This window comes from Paenibacillus sp. FSL H3-0302 (assembly GCF_037982245.1).
Lineage (GTDB): Bacteria > Bacillota > Bacilli > Paenibacillales > Paenibacillaceae > Paenibacillus_AQ > Paenibacillus_AQ odorifer.
Window position 1 is genome coordinate 683531 of sequence record NZ_CP150284.1, and the last position, 14716, is coordinate 698246.

A 14716-nucleotide genomic window follows, 5' to 3' on the forward strand; every position below is an offset into this window, starting at 1 on the left:
AACCTCCCTAATAATTAGGAAAATATCGGTTTTATGCCCAAAACGGATAATTTTTAGGGAGTATTTCCCTAATTACTCGTGTTTATGGAGTATATCGCAGAATTTTAGGGAGTTATTCCCTAATCTATTGCTCAGCGACTCCAAACGCAGATTCTCGTAAGCCGAGTATAGATTTATTGCGATTTATTGCGATTTATTGCGATCTCTTCCGATTTATTCTCATCTATACCGATCTATTCTGATCTATACCGATCCAGCGCATCCATTTAAGCGACGCAAGCGGCGTGAAATGCGGTGTCTGGGAGGATCTCAACCAATCAGTCAGTCAATCTCTGTCTTTATCTTTATCTCTCTATATCTCCAACCTAAACAAAGAAGGTATCCCTTAGCCTATTCGGCTCTGAGATACCTTCTTTTTTAGTTAAATGGCATAAGCCAAATGGAATTTCTTATTTTGCGCTTTCGTAACGTTTGCCAACTTCTTCCCAGTTTACTACGTTCCAGAACGCTTTGATGTAATCAGGGCGTTTGTTTTGGTAGTTCAGGTAGTAAGCGTGCTCCCATACATCCAGTCCGAGGATTGGAGTAGCGCCTTCGCTGATTGGGTTGTCTTGGTTAGGTGTGCTTGTTACTGCCAGTTTGCCATCTTTAACAACTAGCCAAGCCCAGCCGCTGCCGAAACGAGTAGTTGCTGCTGCTGCGAAATCTTCTTTGAATTTTTCGAATCCGCCCAGTTCTTTATCGATAGCTTCAGCCAATGCGCCAGTTGGTGCGCCGCCGCCGTTTGGTCCGATAACTTCCCAGAACAAAGTGTGGTTAGCGTGTCCGCCACCATTGTTGCGAACAGCAGTACGGATAGCTTCAGGTACAGCGTTCAGATCTGTAAGAAGCTCTTCAATGCTTTTGCTTTGCAATTCAGGTGCTTTTTCCAAAGCTGCATTCAGATTAGTTACATATGTGTTATGGTGTCTGTCATGGTGAATTTCCATCGTCAATGCGTCGATGTGTGGTTCGAGTGCGTTGTTCGGATAAGGAAGTGCCGGTAATTGAAATGCCATGGAAAAATCCCTCCTGAGTTATATTAGAATTTTGTTATAGATAAAGAATTCTGGCGAACTAACGTCAAAATCCTTTATTGTAAATATGTACTATAGGGTTTCGCCCAATAGGATACTTTAATTAAACCGTATCTAGACCAATAATGCAACACTAAACAAACATAAATGTTTATAAAGTATAATTGGAGAGGGAAAGGGTTTTACAATTGTATTTAGAATGTTAAAATAAATAGTCCCTAACCTATAGACATATATCCTTATTAATACCCTTTTAATGAAGAAATGAACCCCATCCGAAATGTAAACGCTTGATATTAAGCGCTTTCAAAAGAAAAATGATGATATCACGAGAAAAGTGTGCTTTAATAGATTTAAAAGCAGGTATTCCTCGATATTTGATGCTTTTTTTTATTTTCTCTATGTTAAGGGAACCCCTTCTTTTTGTTAAATTCATAAGCCATAGACAAGGGAGATTTTAAAGAATGCACGTTCGTTCCTTTCAATTAAGCGACGTTAGCCCTGTGACTGATTTGCTGCAAACCGCATTATCGGAAGAGTGTTTCGAGAACACTATCGAGCCTTTCTCCAGGCAGCTTTCTTGGGATTCAGATCTCATTGTAGTTGCGGAAGATGAAGAAGAAATTGTTGGAGCACTGATTGGTACAATTGAGAAAAACCACGGTTGTTATTTCCGGATTGCTGTACATCCTGATTATCGCCGCAGAGGAGTCGGTAGAAGTCTGGTATCAGCTATGGAATCCAGGTTTCAAGCTCGTAAAGTCAGTGGTATCTATGTAGCCGTCGATGAGCATAATTCTTTTGCTTTGCCATTGTATGAAGCTATGGGATATAGCGAGAATCAAATCTTCAAATCTGTCCGGAAGCTGAGCATTGTTGGGTAATTTTGATCACTCAGCTGCGAAAGCGGAAACATTTTCTAGAAAAAAGAACTATAGCTGACGATATAGTCTGTTTCATTCATACTCGAGCGTATTTTCCAGAAGTCCATTGCTAATGGCTGGGAGATATGCTTTTTTATTGTTATAATATCTGCAAGTATAGACTTCAATTATTGAGAACAGAGGTGACATATTGAATCAGGAGCCCCAAGTAGATTACACGAGAAATAGGAAACAAAGACATAGATCCTCCAGATCCAAGACTACCCTGGGCGGTCGTTTGGTCTCGGAAATGAAGGATTGGCTGCTTACAGCTGTGATTGTTTTTGCTGTGATGTCTGTTCTTAATGTTTTTGTGTTCAATATATCAACGGTTAAAGGTCAGTCTATGCAGCCAACGCTCTGGGAGGGTGAGAGGCTCTTCATTAATAAAATTTCATTGCTCTTCGTAAATCCAAAACATGGTGATGTTGTCATTCTTCATGATCCAAGTACTGGACCTAGTCATAAGGAGTATTTAGTGAAGCGAGTGATTGGCATACCTGGAGATATCATAGAGGTACGGAATCATCAGTTATACGTGAATGGAAAAATAGTGAATGAGCCCTATATCGATACTGAGATTGAAGATCCGGATTTTGCAGCGTTAACCGTGGAAAGTGGCAATTATTTTGTAATGGGCGATAACCGTCATGCTTCAGCCAGCAAGGACAGCCGTTACTTCGGCTCTATTTCACAGGATATGATTGTCGGCAGGGCTGATTATATATGGTGGCCTCTGTCAAAACTGAATAGATTATAAGAAAGTCAGCGAAGATATGAAAGGAGAAGGCGGAAATGACCAATACATTTCAGTCATCGTATGCTCCCCCGCCTTCCAAGTGGGCACAGCTTAAAGCAGAGATTCAGGAGGCTGCGACATCACTCGGTATTGATGATATCGGGTTTACAACAGCAGAACCTTTTTTATATTTAAAAAATATACTGCAAGACCACCGGGACAAAGGATATGAATCTGGCTTCGAGGAACCCGATCTGGATAAAAGGACAGTTCCAGCATTGTCTTCTGGAGACAAGCCGTTATCTATTATTTCGATTGCAGTGGCTTACCCTTCTAAAATGGAGAACCCTCCTAAATCTGAGCCGGGTGCACGTAGAGGCATCCTCGCCCGGGCATCTTGGGGCAGGGACTATCACCATGTGCTGAGGGAAGCCTTAAGTAAGCTAGAGGAATTTATTCACGAGCGTGTACCGGAGGCTGTGCTGGAAAGTATGGTGGACACCGGTGTTCTAGTAGATAGAGCGGTAGCGGAAAGAGCGGGAATAGGCTTCAGCGGCAAAAACTGTTCTATCATCTCACCCAAATGGGGATCATGGATTTATCTTGGGGAAATGGTTACGAACATTCCTTTTGCTCCGGATGAACCTGTTGAAGAAGGCTGCGGGGAGTGTACTAAGTGCATTGATGCTTGTCCGACCGGAGCGCTTGTGGGTCCGGGTCAGCTTAACGCACAGGCGTGTATTTCTTTTTTGACGCAGACTAAAGGGTTCCTCAGCGAGGAGTATATGACCAAGATCGGCAATCGTCTATACGGCTGTGATACTTGCCAGATTGTATGTCCCAAGAATAGAGGTAAGAACTGGAATCATCGCCCTCAGATGCAACCTGATCCTGAAATCGTGAAGCCGCTGCTGCTGCCGATCCTTGATCTTAGCAATCGTGAGTTCAAAGAGAAATTCGGCAATAGCTCAGCAGCCTGGAGAGGCAAAAAGCCGATGCAGCGAAATGCGATCATTGCCCTAGGCAATTTTAAGGAAGCCGGGGCTGTGCCAAAGCTATCAGAGATTGTTCTGAAAGAGCCGCGGCCAGAGATGCGGGGCACTGCTGCTTGGGCGCTTGGACGTATTGGCGGTGATGAGGCTCTAGCGGCTGTAGAAGCGGGTTTAGAGCGCGAGGAGGATAGCACGGTGAGGGAAATGCTAAGCCGGGCGCAGGATGTGCTCCTTACTGGGAAGAAGGCACGAGAGGACAGCGATATTAATGGAGGAAAAAGTTCATAGACAGGTTGCATATTGCCAATTGCTGTCCAGTTCCTGAAATGCTATGATAGATTCGCGTGCCATATGGCGATGCAGACAATAGAGTGTAGAGGTGGGCTTTAGATGAGTATCGCATTACCTATTATTACATTGGTCGTAGGTCTCATCGGTGGTTTTTTCATCGGTGTATATTATCTGCGCAAACAAATGACAAACATGCAGAATGATCCTGAAATGCTGCAAAAGGTTGCAAAGCAAATGGGTTATAACCTGAACGGGAAGCAAATGCAGCGTGCCCAGCAAATGATGAAGACTCAGGGACAGCCAGGTGCGCGCCCAGGAGCAGCTAAAGGGAATAAACGTAGAAGTAAGTAACCGGGTCCGGATAACATGTATACGGGTGCGGAAGGGGGAGACATCATGGGGAACATCAAGGAATATGTGAACGGTAAAGTTGCAGAGAACCGTGAGCAAATCGAGTATCACGTTGAGAAAATATTAGAATTAATCGGTGAAGATACCGGCCGCGAGGGACTGCTGGAAACACCGGCACGTGTTACGCGGATGTACGAGGAGATATTCGGCGGTTATTCGATAGATCCCCGCGAGGCGCTCGGCGTTACTTTTGATGAGTCTCATGAAGAGCTAGTGATCGTTAAGGATATCGTCTATTACAGCCAATGTGAACACCACATGGCTCCTTTCTTTGGTAAAGTGCATATAGGATACATTCCGAGCGGACGTATTGCTGGACTCAGCAAATTAGCTCGGCTTGTTGAAGCAGTAAGCCGGCGTCTACAGGTTCAAGAACGCATTACGGCGCAAATTGCTGATATTATGACGGAGGTGTTAGGCCCCCACGGTGTTATGGTTGTTGTGGAGGGAGAGCATCTGTGTATGTGTGCACGCGGAGTGAAGAAGCCAGGCAGCAAAACGGTAACTATGGCTACTAGAGGGGTCTTCCGTGAGGATGCCGCCGCTCGTGCGGAGTTTCTAAGCTTGATTAAGGAATAAATATCGGGGTGCATACCTCGAAATTGGAAGGACCCATCGTTCACGTAATGTGAATGATGGGTCCTTTTTGGTCAGGGTGTGGGAATAAGAGTGATGTTCACTGTGAATTGAAATAATATCAAAAAGGCTTCCAGGCCAGTTTACTGGCAGCAGCATAACGTTCTGAGACGTAAGGCCAGTTAACGACCTTCCACCAATCCTCAATATAATCGGCCCGATTATTCTGATGTTTAAGGTAATAGGCATGCTCCCATACATCCAGAGCCAGTAACGGAACCACGTCCCATTGTGACAGGTTCTGATGTTTCTCCGCAGTCAAAATCTCCAGTCTATGACTGCGTGGACTCCAGACGAGAATAGCCCAGCCGCCACCTTCAACCTTATTCGCAGCTTCTGTGAACTGTTTCTTGAAGCTGTCATAGCTGCCGAAGCTTTGTTCAATGGCTTCCAGTAAGGCTCCAGTTGGACGCCCGCCACCTTGTGGAGACATTACGTTCCAGAAGATTGTATGGAGATAGTGGCCTGCCCCATTAAAGGCTAGCTCCCGCTCCCAATGCTTAACGAGATCGAAATCTCCTTTCTTGCGAGCCTCAGCTAGCTTGTTCTCCGCTTTATTTAGTCCATCTACATAACTTTGATGGTGTTTATCGTGATGAATCCGCATGGTTTTCTCATCGATGTATGGTTCCAGCGCATTATAAGCATAAGGCAATGGAGGCAGCGTATGTCCGCCAATTGGCACAGCACTCATTTCACGAATATCAAGGATAGTATCTGTAGAAGGAATAAGTCCCTCATTCCGCGTGACATTGTCCTCTTCTGTTCTTACGACATAGTCGGCTGCTGTATAATCTCTCATAATTTGCGTGAGCTGTCCGGGCGAGCTCAGAGTGTGCAGTACGGCAAGGAAATACTCTGATTCGCGAATAATATGCAGGATCACAGTGGTTGCAAGGGGGACGGCTTTGACGGCTGCGCTACTTTCCATAATGGCAAAAAGCTGTCGAACAAATTCTTGGGATTGGGTACAGGAGATATGCAGCAGCTTTTCTGTTTCCGCAGTGAGTTCAGCCTGACTTGGTGGAGAAGCAGAGAGGGCAGAATTCAATAACTGCTGAGCGGCCATCTCTGTGGCACCGAAGACCACTGCCCATTCATCCAGCAGTTTAACATAGGGTTCCTCCAGGTTAGGTACGATTGCTTTGATAACCTCGGTATGCTCTTTCTCTTGTGTTTTCCAGAATACGATTTCTTCTAAAATACGTACTGGCAGCATCGGCCCGTATACATATAACATTCCAAGAAAACCTCCCGTGATATGTCTTCATCAGTCCATTATATGTGTGCTCATGATAGCTTATGAAGAGCATAAGAACGCGATAATAATATCGTTGACAACCGTTTGACATGGTGAAATAATACAGGAAAATAAAGGCAATGATACCGAAAGGTACAACCTCGCGAAAAGGAGGGTGTACCTTTTTTTTTGTCGTGTGGACCGATTAATGAAATCCTATGGGGTAGTAGAAAAACTTTGAGAAATGAGATGAGGGTATGAACAAGCTTGAGAAGAAGCAATTTTATAATCAGCTGTTAAAATTAGCGGTACCGATATCCCTCCAAAGTCTAGTCATGGCGGTGCTGTATTTAGTAGATCAATTGATGGTAGGGCAGCTTGGGGGTGTAGCAATCGCTTCGGTTGGGATGGCTAGTAAAATCTATAGCGTGATTTCAGTGGTGCTGGCGGGTCTTGCTACGGGTCTTGCTATATACGCGGCTCAATATTGGGGGAGTAAAGACCGAAAGAGCGTCACACCACTACTGGGATTAAGTCTTGGAATTGGCCTGATCTTGTCGGGTTCATTTACGATATTTGTTTTTTTCAACCCTCGGCTATGTCTGTCTATTTTTACAACGGATAAAGAAGTGTTGGAGAAGGGGTACATTTTTCTGAAAATCGTTGCCCTCAGTTATATTCCAACGATGTTGACGATGCTCTATTCGGCGGTTCTACGAAGTTCAGGACATGTAAAGTATCCAATGATTGTTAGCATAGCTGCTGTAGGAATGAATATTATTTTAAACTATGCGCTTATTTTTGGGCATTGGGGATTTCCAGCGCTTGGACTTGCAGGTGCGGTATATGCAACGTTAATCTCACGTATAGTCGAAAGTGCTTTGATTGTCGGAGCCGTATATCGTGGAAAGCTGCCGGGTGCCGGAGGTATTAAGGAACTCAGTTCGTTTTCGAAAGCGCTGTGCATACCTTTTTTAAGAACGATAGCGCCTATTGTTTTAACGGAATTGGTTTGGGTCTTAGGGGAGGCTTGTTATTCCGTAATATATAGCCGTATGGGCACAGCAGAGATGACCGCTATGACAGTGACCTTTCCGCTGCAGGGGTTGACGATTGGGCTTCTGGCAGGGCTTTCTGGTGCAGCTGGCATTATGGTCGGACATAAGCTGGGAGAGAATAATAATGCAGGTGCTTTTCAGTATGCTCGTTTTTTTGTTCGAATAGGAGCAGGGATTTCATTGCTGCTTGGTGTTCTTATTGCTGTTCTTGCCCCGCTCTACGTCTCAGCCTTTAACTTAACAGTGGAAGAGCGCCGAATGGCCACTTCCGTTATCTGCTTTTTTGCTCTTTTTTTATGGATAAAGGTGGGCAATATGATGATTGCGGGAGGGATCCTGCAGAGTGGTGGCGATAGTAAATTCGTCTTTATTATGGAAGCCTCCACAACTTGGTTGCTTGGGGTGCCTCTAGGGCTACTGTTGTCATGGGGATGGAAACAGCCTCTTCCCTGGGTATACTTCTTTCTGTCCCTGGAAGAGGCTGTTCGATTGGTTATAGGTTACGTGCGTTTTCGCCGTGGTAAATGGTTGAAGCAGCTGACCCATCAGGGGACAGAGGCGGATTGTAGTGCTTAACTAGTTACTTGCCATCGCCGGCTGGTTGCCATTGTAGGTTTTGGCTAGTTGAACATTTCCTAAGAAAGCAGAGACTCGCCGCAAATACTCACGCGGGTGCTCACGGAATAGCAATTCATGATGGCTGCCCTCTACGACCCAGGAATCTGAGAACGGATTGCTTTGGTTCGCGGCCAGCTTTTCGGCAATAGGATAAGGAGCTTTATCATCTTCGGTTCCATGCATGAGTAGAATAGGGAAAGGATAATCTTCGGATTTGACCTTCGCATAAGGAATTTGATTCAGCCCCGTACCGTTCAGAACTGGGAACAGCATTTCCATAATCGCCAGGGAAGGCTGGCGGGGCAGATCAATATTTTGCTTAATATTATGATACAGCGTATCTGGTTCTAACAAAAAGGTGCTGTCCAGAATCATCGCGTCAATGTCCTCTGATACTAATCCTGTTTGCAGTGCTGTGCCTGCTCCCATGGAGAAGCCCCATACCACTAACTCCTCAGCTCCACGTTCCTTAGCAAAATCAATAGCGCCTAGAAGCTGCTGGGACTCTTTTTTACCTCCGGTTGCAATATCCTTGTTGCCTTGGGCAGCAAAGCCGTAATCAAACATCACGACATTGAAATTAAGACTGTGTGCATAGTGAGCGAGATCGTACATAGGTACCCAAGATTCTTCCCGGTTGGCGCCATAGCCATGGCTGAACACGATAGTTTTGGTAGCCCCTTCGGAGGGAATATACCAGCCGCTCATCATCCGACTTCCATCTTTAGCTGGAAACGTCACATCCTCGTATGCGAGACCTTTGGCCTGCATGGGATTGGAATACAGAGGTGCGACCGTTGGATTAGATAATACCCAGGCGATATAGCCATGAAGTGAGACAAAGCAGAAGGCTAAGAAGAAAAAAATAGATAATAGCAGTGCAACGATAATATGCTTCACACGAATCATCCGCAGCGATAGCCGGGACGAACTGCCTTGTTTAGGTAGTTTAGGTCGACGGGAGACGGTTGTGCCGGTTTGGCGAGTTGCCAGATCCATATGGTCCCCTCCTAAGAATGATGTGAGTACTAGTGCCTAGAAGAATTTGTAAAAATGATTCTAAAGCATCAGTAGATAATTTAATATGTTAATCGTATGAAAAAGCCCTTACAAAGTCAATGAATTAGATGCTTTTGTAATGTAACTGTAAAGTGCGGCCCAACCTTTTCCGGCACATTTTTGGCACAACTCCGGCGGAGTGAATATACTGGACTTTCCATAGAGTTTTGCACTAAGATAGAGTTAGTTATAATGTAACCGAGTTTCATTTGATGAAACACGAGGGGGAGATTGTCATGGAGGACCGAAAGCTTACAGTGCGTGCGGTAGAACGTGCGCTTGATATATTGCTTTGTTTTACGCAGGACAGAGATTTAGGGTTGACGGAGATCGCTTCAAAGATTGATTTACATAAAAGTACCGTCCATAGGTTGCTGGCAACCTTGGAGGAAAAGGGCTTCCTCATTCGTAATCCGGCCACTGAGAAATACAGCTTGGGTATACGAATTTGGGAATTGTCTACGCATTTGCCTGCTTTTGATGAGTCGGCCGCGGTATTATTGCCGTCAATGGAACGGCTGCGGGATCGGTTAGGGGAGACCGTTAGTTTATACTTACGCGACGGCATAGAACGTGTGCGGATTCAGGCGGTTCAGAGCCAGCAGGCCATCCGGCGAGTGGCGCAGATCGGTGCGAGATTGCCTTTATCTGTGGGCGCATCAAGTAAAGTGCTGGCAGCCTATGCTCCTCCAGAGGTGCTGAAAGAATTGCTGGAGAGTTCGGGATGGCCGGACTACGTTGAGAAGGATGTCTATCAAGAGCAGCTTAATGACATTATCCGGCTCGGATATGCCACTAGTTTCGAGGAACGCGAGCCCGGCGCGGCCGCGGTGGCGGTGCCTGTTACGGGCCGCGGTGGAAATGTGATCGCGGCGTTATCACTGTCCGGCCCAGTTAGTCGCCTATCCCGAGATACGCTAGTGGAATATGCCGCGGTACTGAAGGAAGCGGCTAGTGAAATGGGCATGATGATTCCTTAATTCGCTGGCTGAGACATACCTTGTTAAACAGCAAAGCAGCGATCTCTCCGTTACTGGAGGATCGCTGCTTTGCTGTTTTGGGGAGGGACTTAGCCGATTGTGGGTAAGTGGCTGAAAACTGATGGCTGAATGATGGGGGACTGACGGGTAACTGATGAGTAATTGAGAGTAATTGATGGCCTGATGAATGACTGACGAGTGATTGATGAGTGACTGACGAGTGGCTGATGAGTGACTGATGGGTAACTGACGGCTGACTGATGGGTAATCAACAGCTAACTGACGGCTAGCTAATGGCTAACGGCTCCCCTACCTTGCGTTGGTTTGGTGAGCTTCAGTGAATATACGTTTCTTTGGAATCCTCAGTAACTCGTAATGCTGAGGCTCGAGCGTTTGAACCCCGGGTCTAGATAGGCGGATGGCCGGAGGGGCGGGAGGATGGAAGGACGGGAAGGTAGAGAACCCACCATGAACCTACGAGCCAACGATCCTACGAGCCAACGAACCCACGAACCCACGAACCCACGAACCCACGAACCTACGAGCCAACGAACCTACGAACCTACGAACCTACGAACCTACGAACCTACGAACTAATGAACTTACGAACCAATGAACTCACAAATCCGCGAACCCGCGAACCCGCGAACCCACGAACCTACGAGCCCACGAACCCACGAACCCACGAACCTATGACCTCACGAATCCACGAACCCACGAACCCACGAACCCACGAACCCACGTATCTCATAACTCGTACACAAGTAATCTCGGGTTGTTATTTAGATATTCCCTGAGGCTTCCGGACTCAGAAGACGCTATTTGCCCATTTAAAGCCTTTTTGGCAGAGTTTCGGACCCCAGTGCAGCTATTCGGCAAAAATGGGCTCCTGTAGCGTGTTTTTCATGCCAATAGGGTCTATGGAGTCCGATCGCACGCCAAAAGTCGGATAATCGAGCGTATAGGGACATCTGGGTCCGATAGCGCCGAATTCTAAGCGTCCCCTGAGACGTGCGGACTCAGGGGACGCTATTTGCGAATTGACAGCCAGTTTGGCGTAGTTTCGGACCCCAGTGCAGCTATTAAGCAAAAATGGGCTCATTCAGCGTGTTTATCATGCCAATAGCGACTATGGAGTCCGATCGCACGCCAAAAGTCGGATAATCGAGCGTATAGGGTCATCTGGGTCCGATAGCGCCGAATTCTAAGCGTCCCCTGAGACGTGCGGACTCAGGGGACGCTATTTGCGAATTGACAGCCATTTTGTCGTAGTTTCGGACCCCAGTGCAGCTATTCGACAAAAATGGGCTCCTGTAGCGTGTTTTTCATGTCAATAGCGACTATGGAGTCCGATCGCGCGCCAAAAGTCGGATAATCGAGCGAATAGAGTCATCTGAGTCCGATCGCGCGGAATCCTAAGCGTCCCCTGAGACGTGCGGACTCAGGGGACGCTATTTGCGAATTGACAGCCAGTTTGGCATAGTTTCCGACCCCAGTGCAGCTATTCGGCAGAAATGGGCTCATTCAACATGTTTTTTATGCCAATAGCGACTATGGAGTCCGATCGCACGCCAAAATTCGTAAATTTGTTCATTTAGAGTCATCTGAGTCCGATCCCACGCCAAAAGTCGGATAATCGAGCGAATAGAGTCATCTGAGTCCGATAGCATGGAATCCTAGGCGTCCCCTGAGGCGCGCGGAATCCTAAATGTCCCCTGAGCCTCACGCAGCAATGGTGAAGATTCCAAAGACAACAGACAGAAGCACCCCACCCGCCACAAATTGGCTGCTGGAACGACTCCATAAAAAAGGGACTGCTCACAGCCACTCATGGCCGTGAAACAGTCCCTTTTTAAGTTACTTTAAATCTATTCTACCGACACCGCGGAAGAGTCTGTAGCATCTGCCAGCATCTGGCGAAGAACAGTCTGCAGGATACCGCCGTTGCGATAGTAATCAATATCGACTGTACTGTCGAGTCGTGCAATGACAGGGAAATCGAATTGTGTGCCGTCTTCACGGGTAGCCGTGACAGTTAGCTCTTGACTTGGTGCCACGTTGTTATCGAGACCAGTAATGTTGAAGGTCTCGCGTCCTGTCAGTCCCAAGCTGCTCCAGCCGTGGCCTTCTTGGAATTGAAGTGGGAGTACACCCATACCGACCAGATTGCTGCGGTGAATCCGCTCAAAGCTCTCAGCGATAACTGCTTTAACGCCAAGTAGAAGCGTACCCTTAGCCGCCCAGTCACGTGAGCTTCCTGTACCGTACTCCTTACCAGCGATGACGATCAGATTTTGTCCAGCATCCTGATAGAGCATGGAAGCATCATAGATGGACATAACCTCGTCGCTTGGCAAGAAGGTAGTAACGCCGCCTTCTGTACCAGGAGCTACTGCGTTACGAATCCGAATGTTAGCGAACGTACCGCGCATCATGACTTCGTGATTTCCGCGGCGTGAGCCGTAGGAGTTGAAGTCTGCACGTTCTACACCATGATCGCGTAAATATTCGCCAGCAGGACCAGAGGTAGAGATATTACCCGCTGGTGAGATATGGTCGGTTGTCACGGAATCAGCAAGCAGCGCTAGAACGCGTGCATCTTTGATATCCTTAATGTCTCCCAGACCGTCTGCCAGATGTTCGAAGAATGGCGGATTCTGGATGTACGTGGAATTATCATCCCACTCATACAGCTCGCCTTGCGGAACAGGAATCGAATTCCAACGTTCGTTAGCGGTGAATACATTTTCGTATTTGCTACGGAACATCTCCGGACTAAGGGAGAGACCAATGGCTTCGCGAATTTCAGCAGTGGTTGGCCAGATATCTTTCAGGAATACTGGCTCACCTTGCGGATCAAATCCAAGTGGCTCAGTTTGCAAATCGATATTTACTGTACCAGCCAGTGCGTAAGCAACTACGAGCGGCGGTGAAGCCAAGTAGTTTGCTTTTACCTGAGCATGTACGCGGCCTTCAAAGTTCCGGTTACCGGAGATGACTGCGGCTACGGTCATGTCATTGTCAGTAATGGCTTGACTAACTTCTTCAGGCAATGGACCGGAGTTACCGATACAAGTGGCACAGCCATAACCAGCCAAGTAGAAGCCCAGTGCTTCGAGTGGTTTCAGCAAGTCTGCTTTTTGCAGGTATTCAGTAACCACCAAGGATCCTGGAGTCAAGCTGCTCTTAACGTAAGCTGGTTTGGTCAGACCACGTTCCACAGCTTTTTTCGCCAAAAGACCTGCTCCAAGCATAACGCTAGGGTTGGAAGTATTCGTACAGCTAGTAATAGCTGCGATTACGACTGCGCCTGTGCTGAGCTTGCTGGTAGTATCATTTTTGTGCTGTACTTCTACGACTTGAGCGATTTTCTCATCGCTGAGACCATAACCGCCTTTGTCTACAGGTGTACGGATAATACCTTCAAAATTTTCCTTCATATGCGTAAGTTCGATCCGGTCTTGTGGACGTTTTGGTCCAGCCAAGCTAGGAACGACAGAAGCTAAGTCAAGCTCAATCACATCGCTGAACTCAGGGTCTGGCGTATCCGAGGTACGGAACATCCCTTGTGCTTTGTAATAAGATTCAACCAACGCCACCAGATCATCCGGACGGCCCGTGCTGCGAAGATAAGCGAGTGTCTCGTCATCTACAGGGAAGAAACCGATAGTTGCTCCGTATTCTGGCGCCATGTTGGCAACAGTTGCCCGGTCAGCCAGACTGATGTTAGCAAGGCCAGGTCCGTAGAATTCGACGAATTTGCCGACTACACCCTTTTTACGCAACATTTCAGTTACTGTCAGTGCCAAATCCGTTGCTGTAGCTCCTTCGATAAGGCTGCCTGTAAGCTTGAAGCCCACTACATCAGGTGTAACAAAATAGAGCGGTTGTCCAAGCATTCCTGCTTCAGCCTCAATACCGCCTACACCCCAGCCCACAACACCCAGACCATTGATCATCGTGGTATGGGAATCCGTTCCTACAAGGGAATCTGGATAAACGACAGTTTCACCATCGATAGTTTTAGTAGTGGCAACGGAAGCTAAATACTCTAGATTTACCTGGTGCACGATACCTGTTGCTGGTGGAACTGCACGGAAGTTGTTAAAAGCTGTCTGTGCCCAACGAAGGAAACGGTAACGCTCCTCGTTGCGTTCGAACTCAACGTTCATATTGTATTCCAAGGCGTCTGCTGTACCGAAAGCATCAACCATGACAGAGTGGTCAATTACAAGGTCAACCGGGACAAGCGGATTGATCTGTTTAGGATCTCCTCCGGCTTTTTTTACAGTATCACGCATAGCTGCGAGATCCACGACTACCGGAACTCCGGTGAAATCCTGAAGCACGATACGAGCAGGGATAAATGGAATTTCTTTATTACGGTCAATGTCACCTGACCAATCGGCCAGTTGTTTCACATGTTCTTCAGTAATTGCCCGTCCGTCAAACTGACGTACAGCAGCCTCTAGTAGGACTTTGATCGAAAAAGGCAGGGAAGAAATAGAGCCCAATCCTTGTTCCTCAAGGGACTTCAGATCATAATAGCGATAAGATTTGCCGCCTGATTCCAGGGTCCGAGCCAATGAAAAATGATCCTTGCTTGGCATATATGCGCCTCCTTGTTTCGTCTAATGAAACCCAATTTCAAATTGCTTCTAGCTTAATTATAACGGTTACAAAGTGGGGAGTA

The 14716-nt window shown here is 46.9% G+C and carries 10 protein-coding genes and 1 pseudogene; 7 read left to right on the forward strand and 4 right to left on the reverse strand.

Annotation, left to right across the window (positions count from 1 at the left end; genetic code table 11):
• Positions 1-449: 449 nt before the first annotated feature.
• Positions 450-1058 carry a superoxide dismutase gene (locus MHH50_RS03025; RefSeq protein ID WP_036676820.1) on the reverse strand — a complete coding sequence of 203 codons (609 nt, stop codon included), beginning with the start codon at positions 1056-1058 and terminating at the stop codon, positions 450-452.
• Between the two features lie 482 nt (positions 1059-1540).
• On the opposite strand from MHH50_RS03025, the gene MHH50_RS03030 reads away from it, so the two are divergent.
• From MHH50_RS03030 to folE, 5 genes and pseudogenes are all read left to right on the forward strand, one after another.
• Positions 1541-1960 carry a GNAT family N-acetyltransferase gene (locus tag MHH50_RS03030; protein ID WP_036676822.1) on the forward strand — a complete coding sequence of 140 codons (420 nt, stop codon included), beginning with the start codon at positions 1541-1543 and terminating at the stop codon, positions 1958-1960.
• A gap of 190 nt (positions 1961-2150) precedes the next feature.
• Positions 2151-2759, forward strand: a complete 609-nt coding sequence (gene lepB / locus MHH50_RS03035; protein WP_076101394.1) for a signal peptidase I — start codon at positions 2151-2153, stop codon at positions 2757-2759.
• A 35-nt stretch (positions 2760-2794) separates the two neighbouring features.
• Positions 2795-3949: pseudogene (queG, locus tag MHH50_RS03040) on the forward strand (tRNA epoxyqueuosine(34) reductase QueG); the annotation flags it as partial.
• 171 nt (positions 3950-4120) lie between these two features.
• Complete coding sequence (locus MHH50_RS03045; protein WP_036676828.1) at positions 4121-4372, forward strand: YneF family protein; 252 nt, start codon at positions 4121-4123, stop codon at positions 4370-4372.
• Positions 4373-4417: 45 nt separating this feature from the next.
• Positions 4418-5011, forward strand: coding sequence for a GTP cyclohydrolase I FolE (gene folE, locus MHH50_RS03050; RefSeq protein ID WP_036676830.1), 594 nt, complete (start codon positions 4418-4420; stop codon positions 5009-5011).
• A gap of 118 nt (positions 5012-5129) precedes the next feature.
• On the opposite strand, the gene MHH50_RS03055 is transcribed toward folE, so the two are convergent.
• Complete coding sequence (locus MHH50_RS03055) at positions 5130-6308, reverse strand: Fe-Mn family superoxide dismutase (RefSeq protein WP_076138416.1); 1179 nt, start codon at positions 6306-6308, stop codon at positions 5130-5132.
• Positions 6309-6565: 257 nt separating this feature from the next.
• Here MHH50_RS03055 and MHH50_RS03060 point away from each other — a divergent pair, with 257 nt between their 5' ends.
• Complete coding sequence (locus MHH50_RS03060; protein WP_340033916.1) at positions 6566-7942, forward strand: MATE family efflux transporter; 1377 nt, start codon at positions 6566-6568, stop codon at positions 7940-7942.
• Here the strand turns inward: MHH50_RS03060 and MHH50_RS03065 are convergent, their stop codons facing one another.
• A complete protein-coding gene (locus tag MHH50_RS03065) occupies positions 7943-8983 on the reverse strand; it encodes an alpha/beta hydrolase (RefSeq protein ID WP_139329954.1) in 1041 nt (346 codons plus the stop codon).
• Between the two features lie 296 nt (positions 8984-9279).
• Here MHH50_RS03065 and MHH50_RS03070 point away from each other — a divergent pair, with 296 nt between their 5' ends.
• Positions 9280-10023, forward strand: a complete 744-nt coding sequence (locus tag MHH50_RS03070; RefSeq protein ID WP_076124389.1) for an IclR family transcriptional regulator — start codon at positions 9280-9282, stop codon at positions 10021-10023.
• A gap of 1868 nt (positions 10024-11891) precedes the next feature.
• Here MHH50_RS03070 and acnA read toward each other — a convergent pair.
• Complete coding sequence (gene acnA, locus MHH50_RS03075) at positions 11892-14633, reverse strand: aconitate hydratase AcnA (protein WP_038568617.1); 2742 nt, start codon at positions 14631-14633, stop codon at positions 11892-11894.
• Between the last annotated feature and the right edge of the window lie 83 nt (positions 14634-14716).

Excerpts from the sequence above, each read along its gene's own strand:
- MHH50_RS03065 (WP_139329954.1), bottom strand. The coding sequence starts at position 8,983 with ATGGATCTGGCAACTCGCCAAACCGGCACAACCGTCTCCCGTCGACCT.
- MHH50_RS03055 (WP_076138416.1), bottom strand. The coding sequence starts at position 6,308 with ATGTTATATGTATACGGGCCGATGCTGCCAGTACGTATTTTAGAAGAA.
- folE (WP_036676830.1), top strand. The coding sequence starts at position 4,418 with ATGGGGAACATCAAGGAATATGTGAACGGTAAAGTTGCAGAGAACCGT.
- MHH50_RS03030 (WP_036676822.1), top strand. The coding sequence starts at position 1,541 with ATGCACGTTCGTTCCTTTCAATTAAGCGACGTTAGCCCTGTGACTGAT.
- MHH50_RS03025 (WP_036676820.1), bottom strand. The coding sequence starts at position 1,058 with ATGGCATTTCAATTACCGGCACTTCCTTATCCGAACAACGCACTCGAA.
- MHH50_RS03045 (WP_036676828.1), top strand. The coding sequence starts at position 4,121 with ATGAGTATCGCATTACCTATTATTACATTGGTCGTAGGTCTCATCGGT.
- MHH50_RS03070 (WP_076124389.1), top strand. The coding sequence starts at position 9,280 with ATGGAGGACCGAAAGCTTACAGTGCGTGCGGTAGAACGTGCGCTTGAT.
- MHH50_RS03060 (WP_340033916.1), top strand. The coding sequence starts at position 6,566 with ATGAACAAGCTTGAGAAGAAGCAATTTTATAATCAGCTGTTAAAATTA.
- acnA (WP_038568617.1), bottom strand. The coding sequence starts at position 14,633 with ATGCCAAGCAAGGATCATTTTTCATTGGCTCGGACCCTGGAATCAGGC.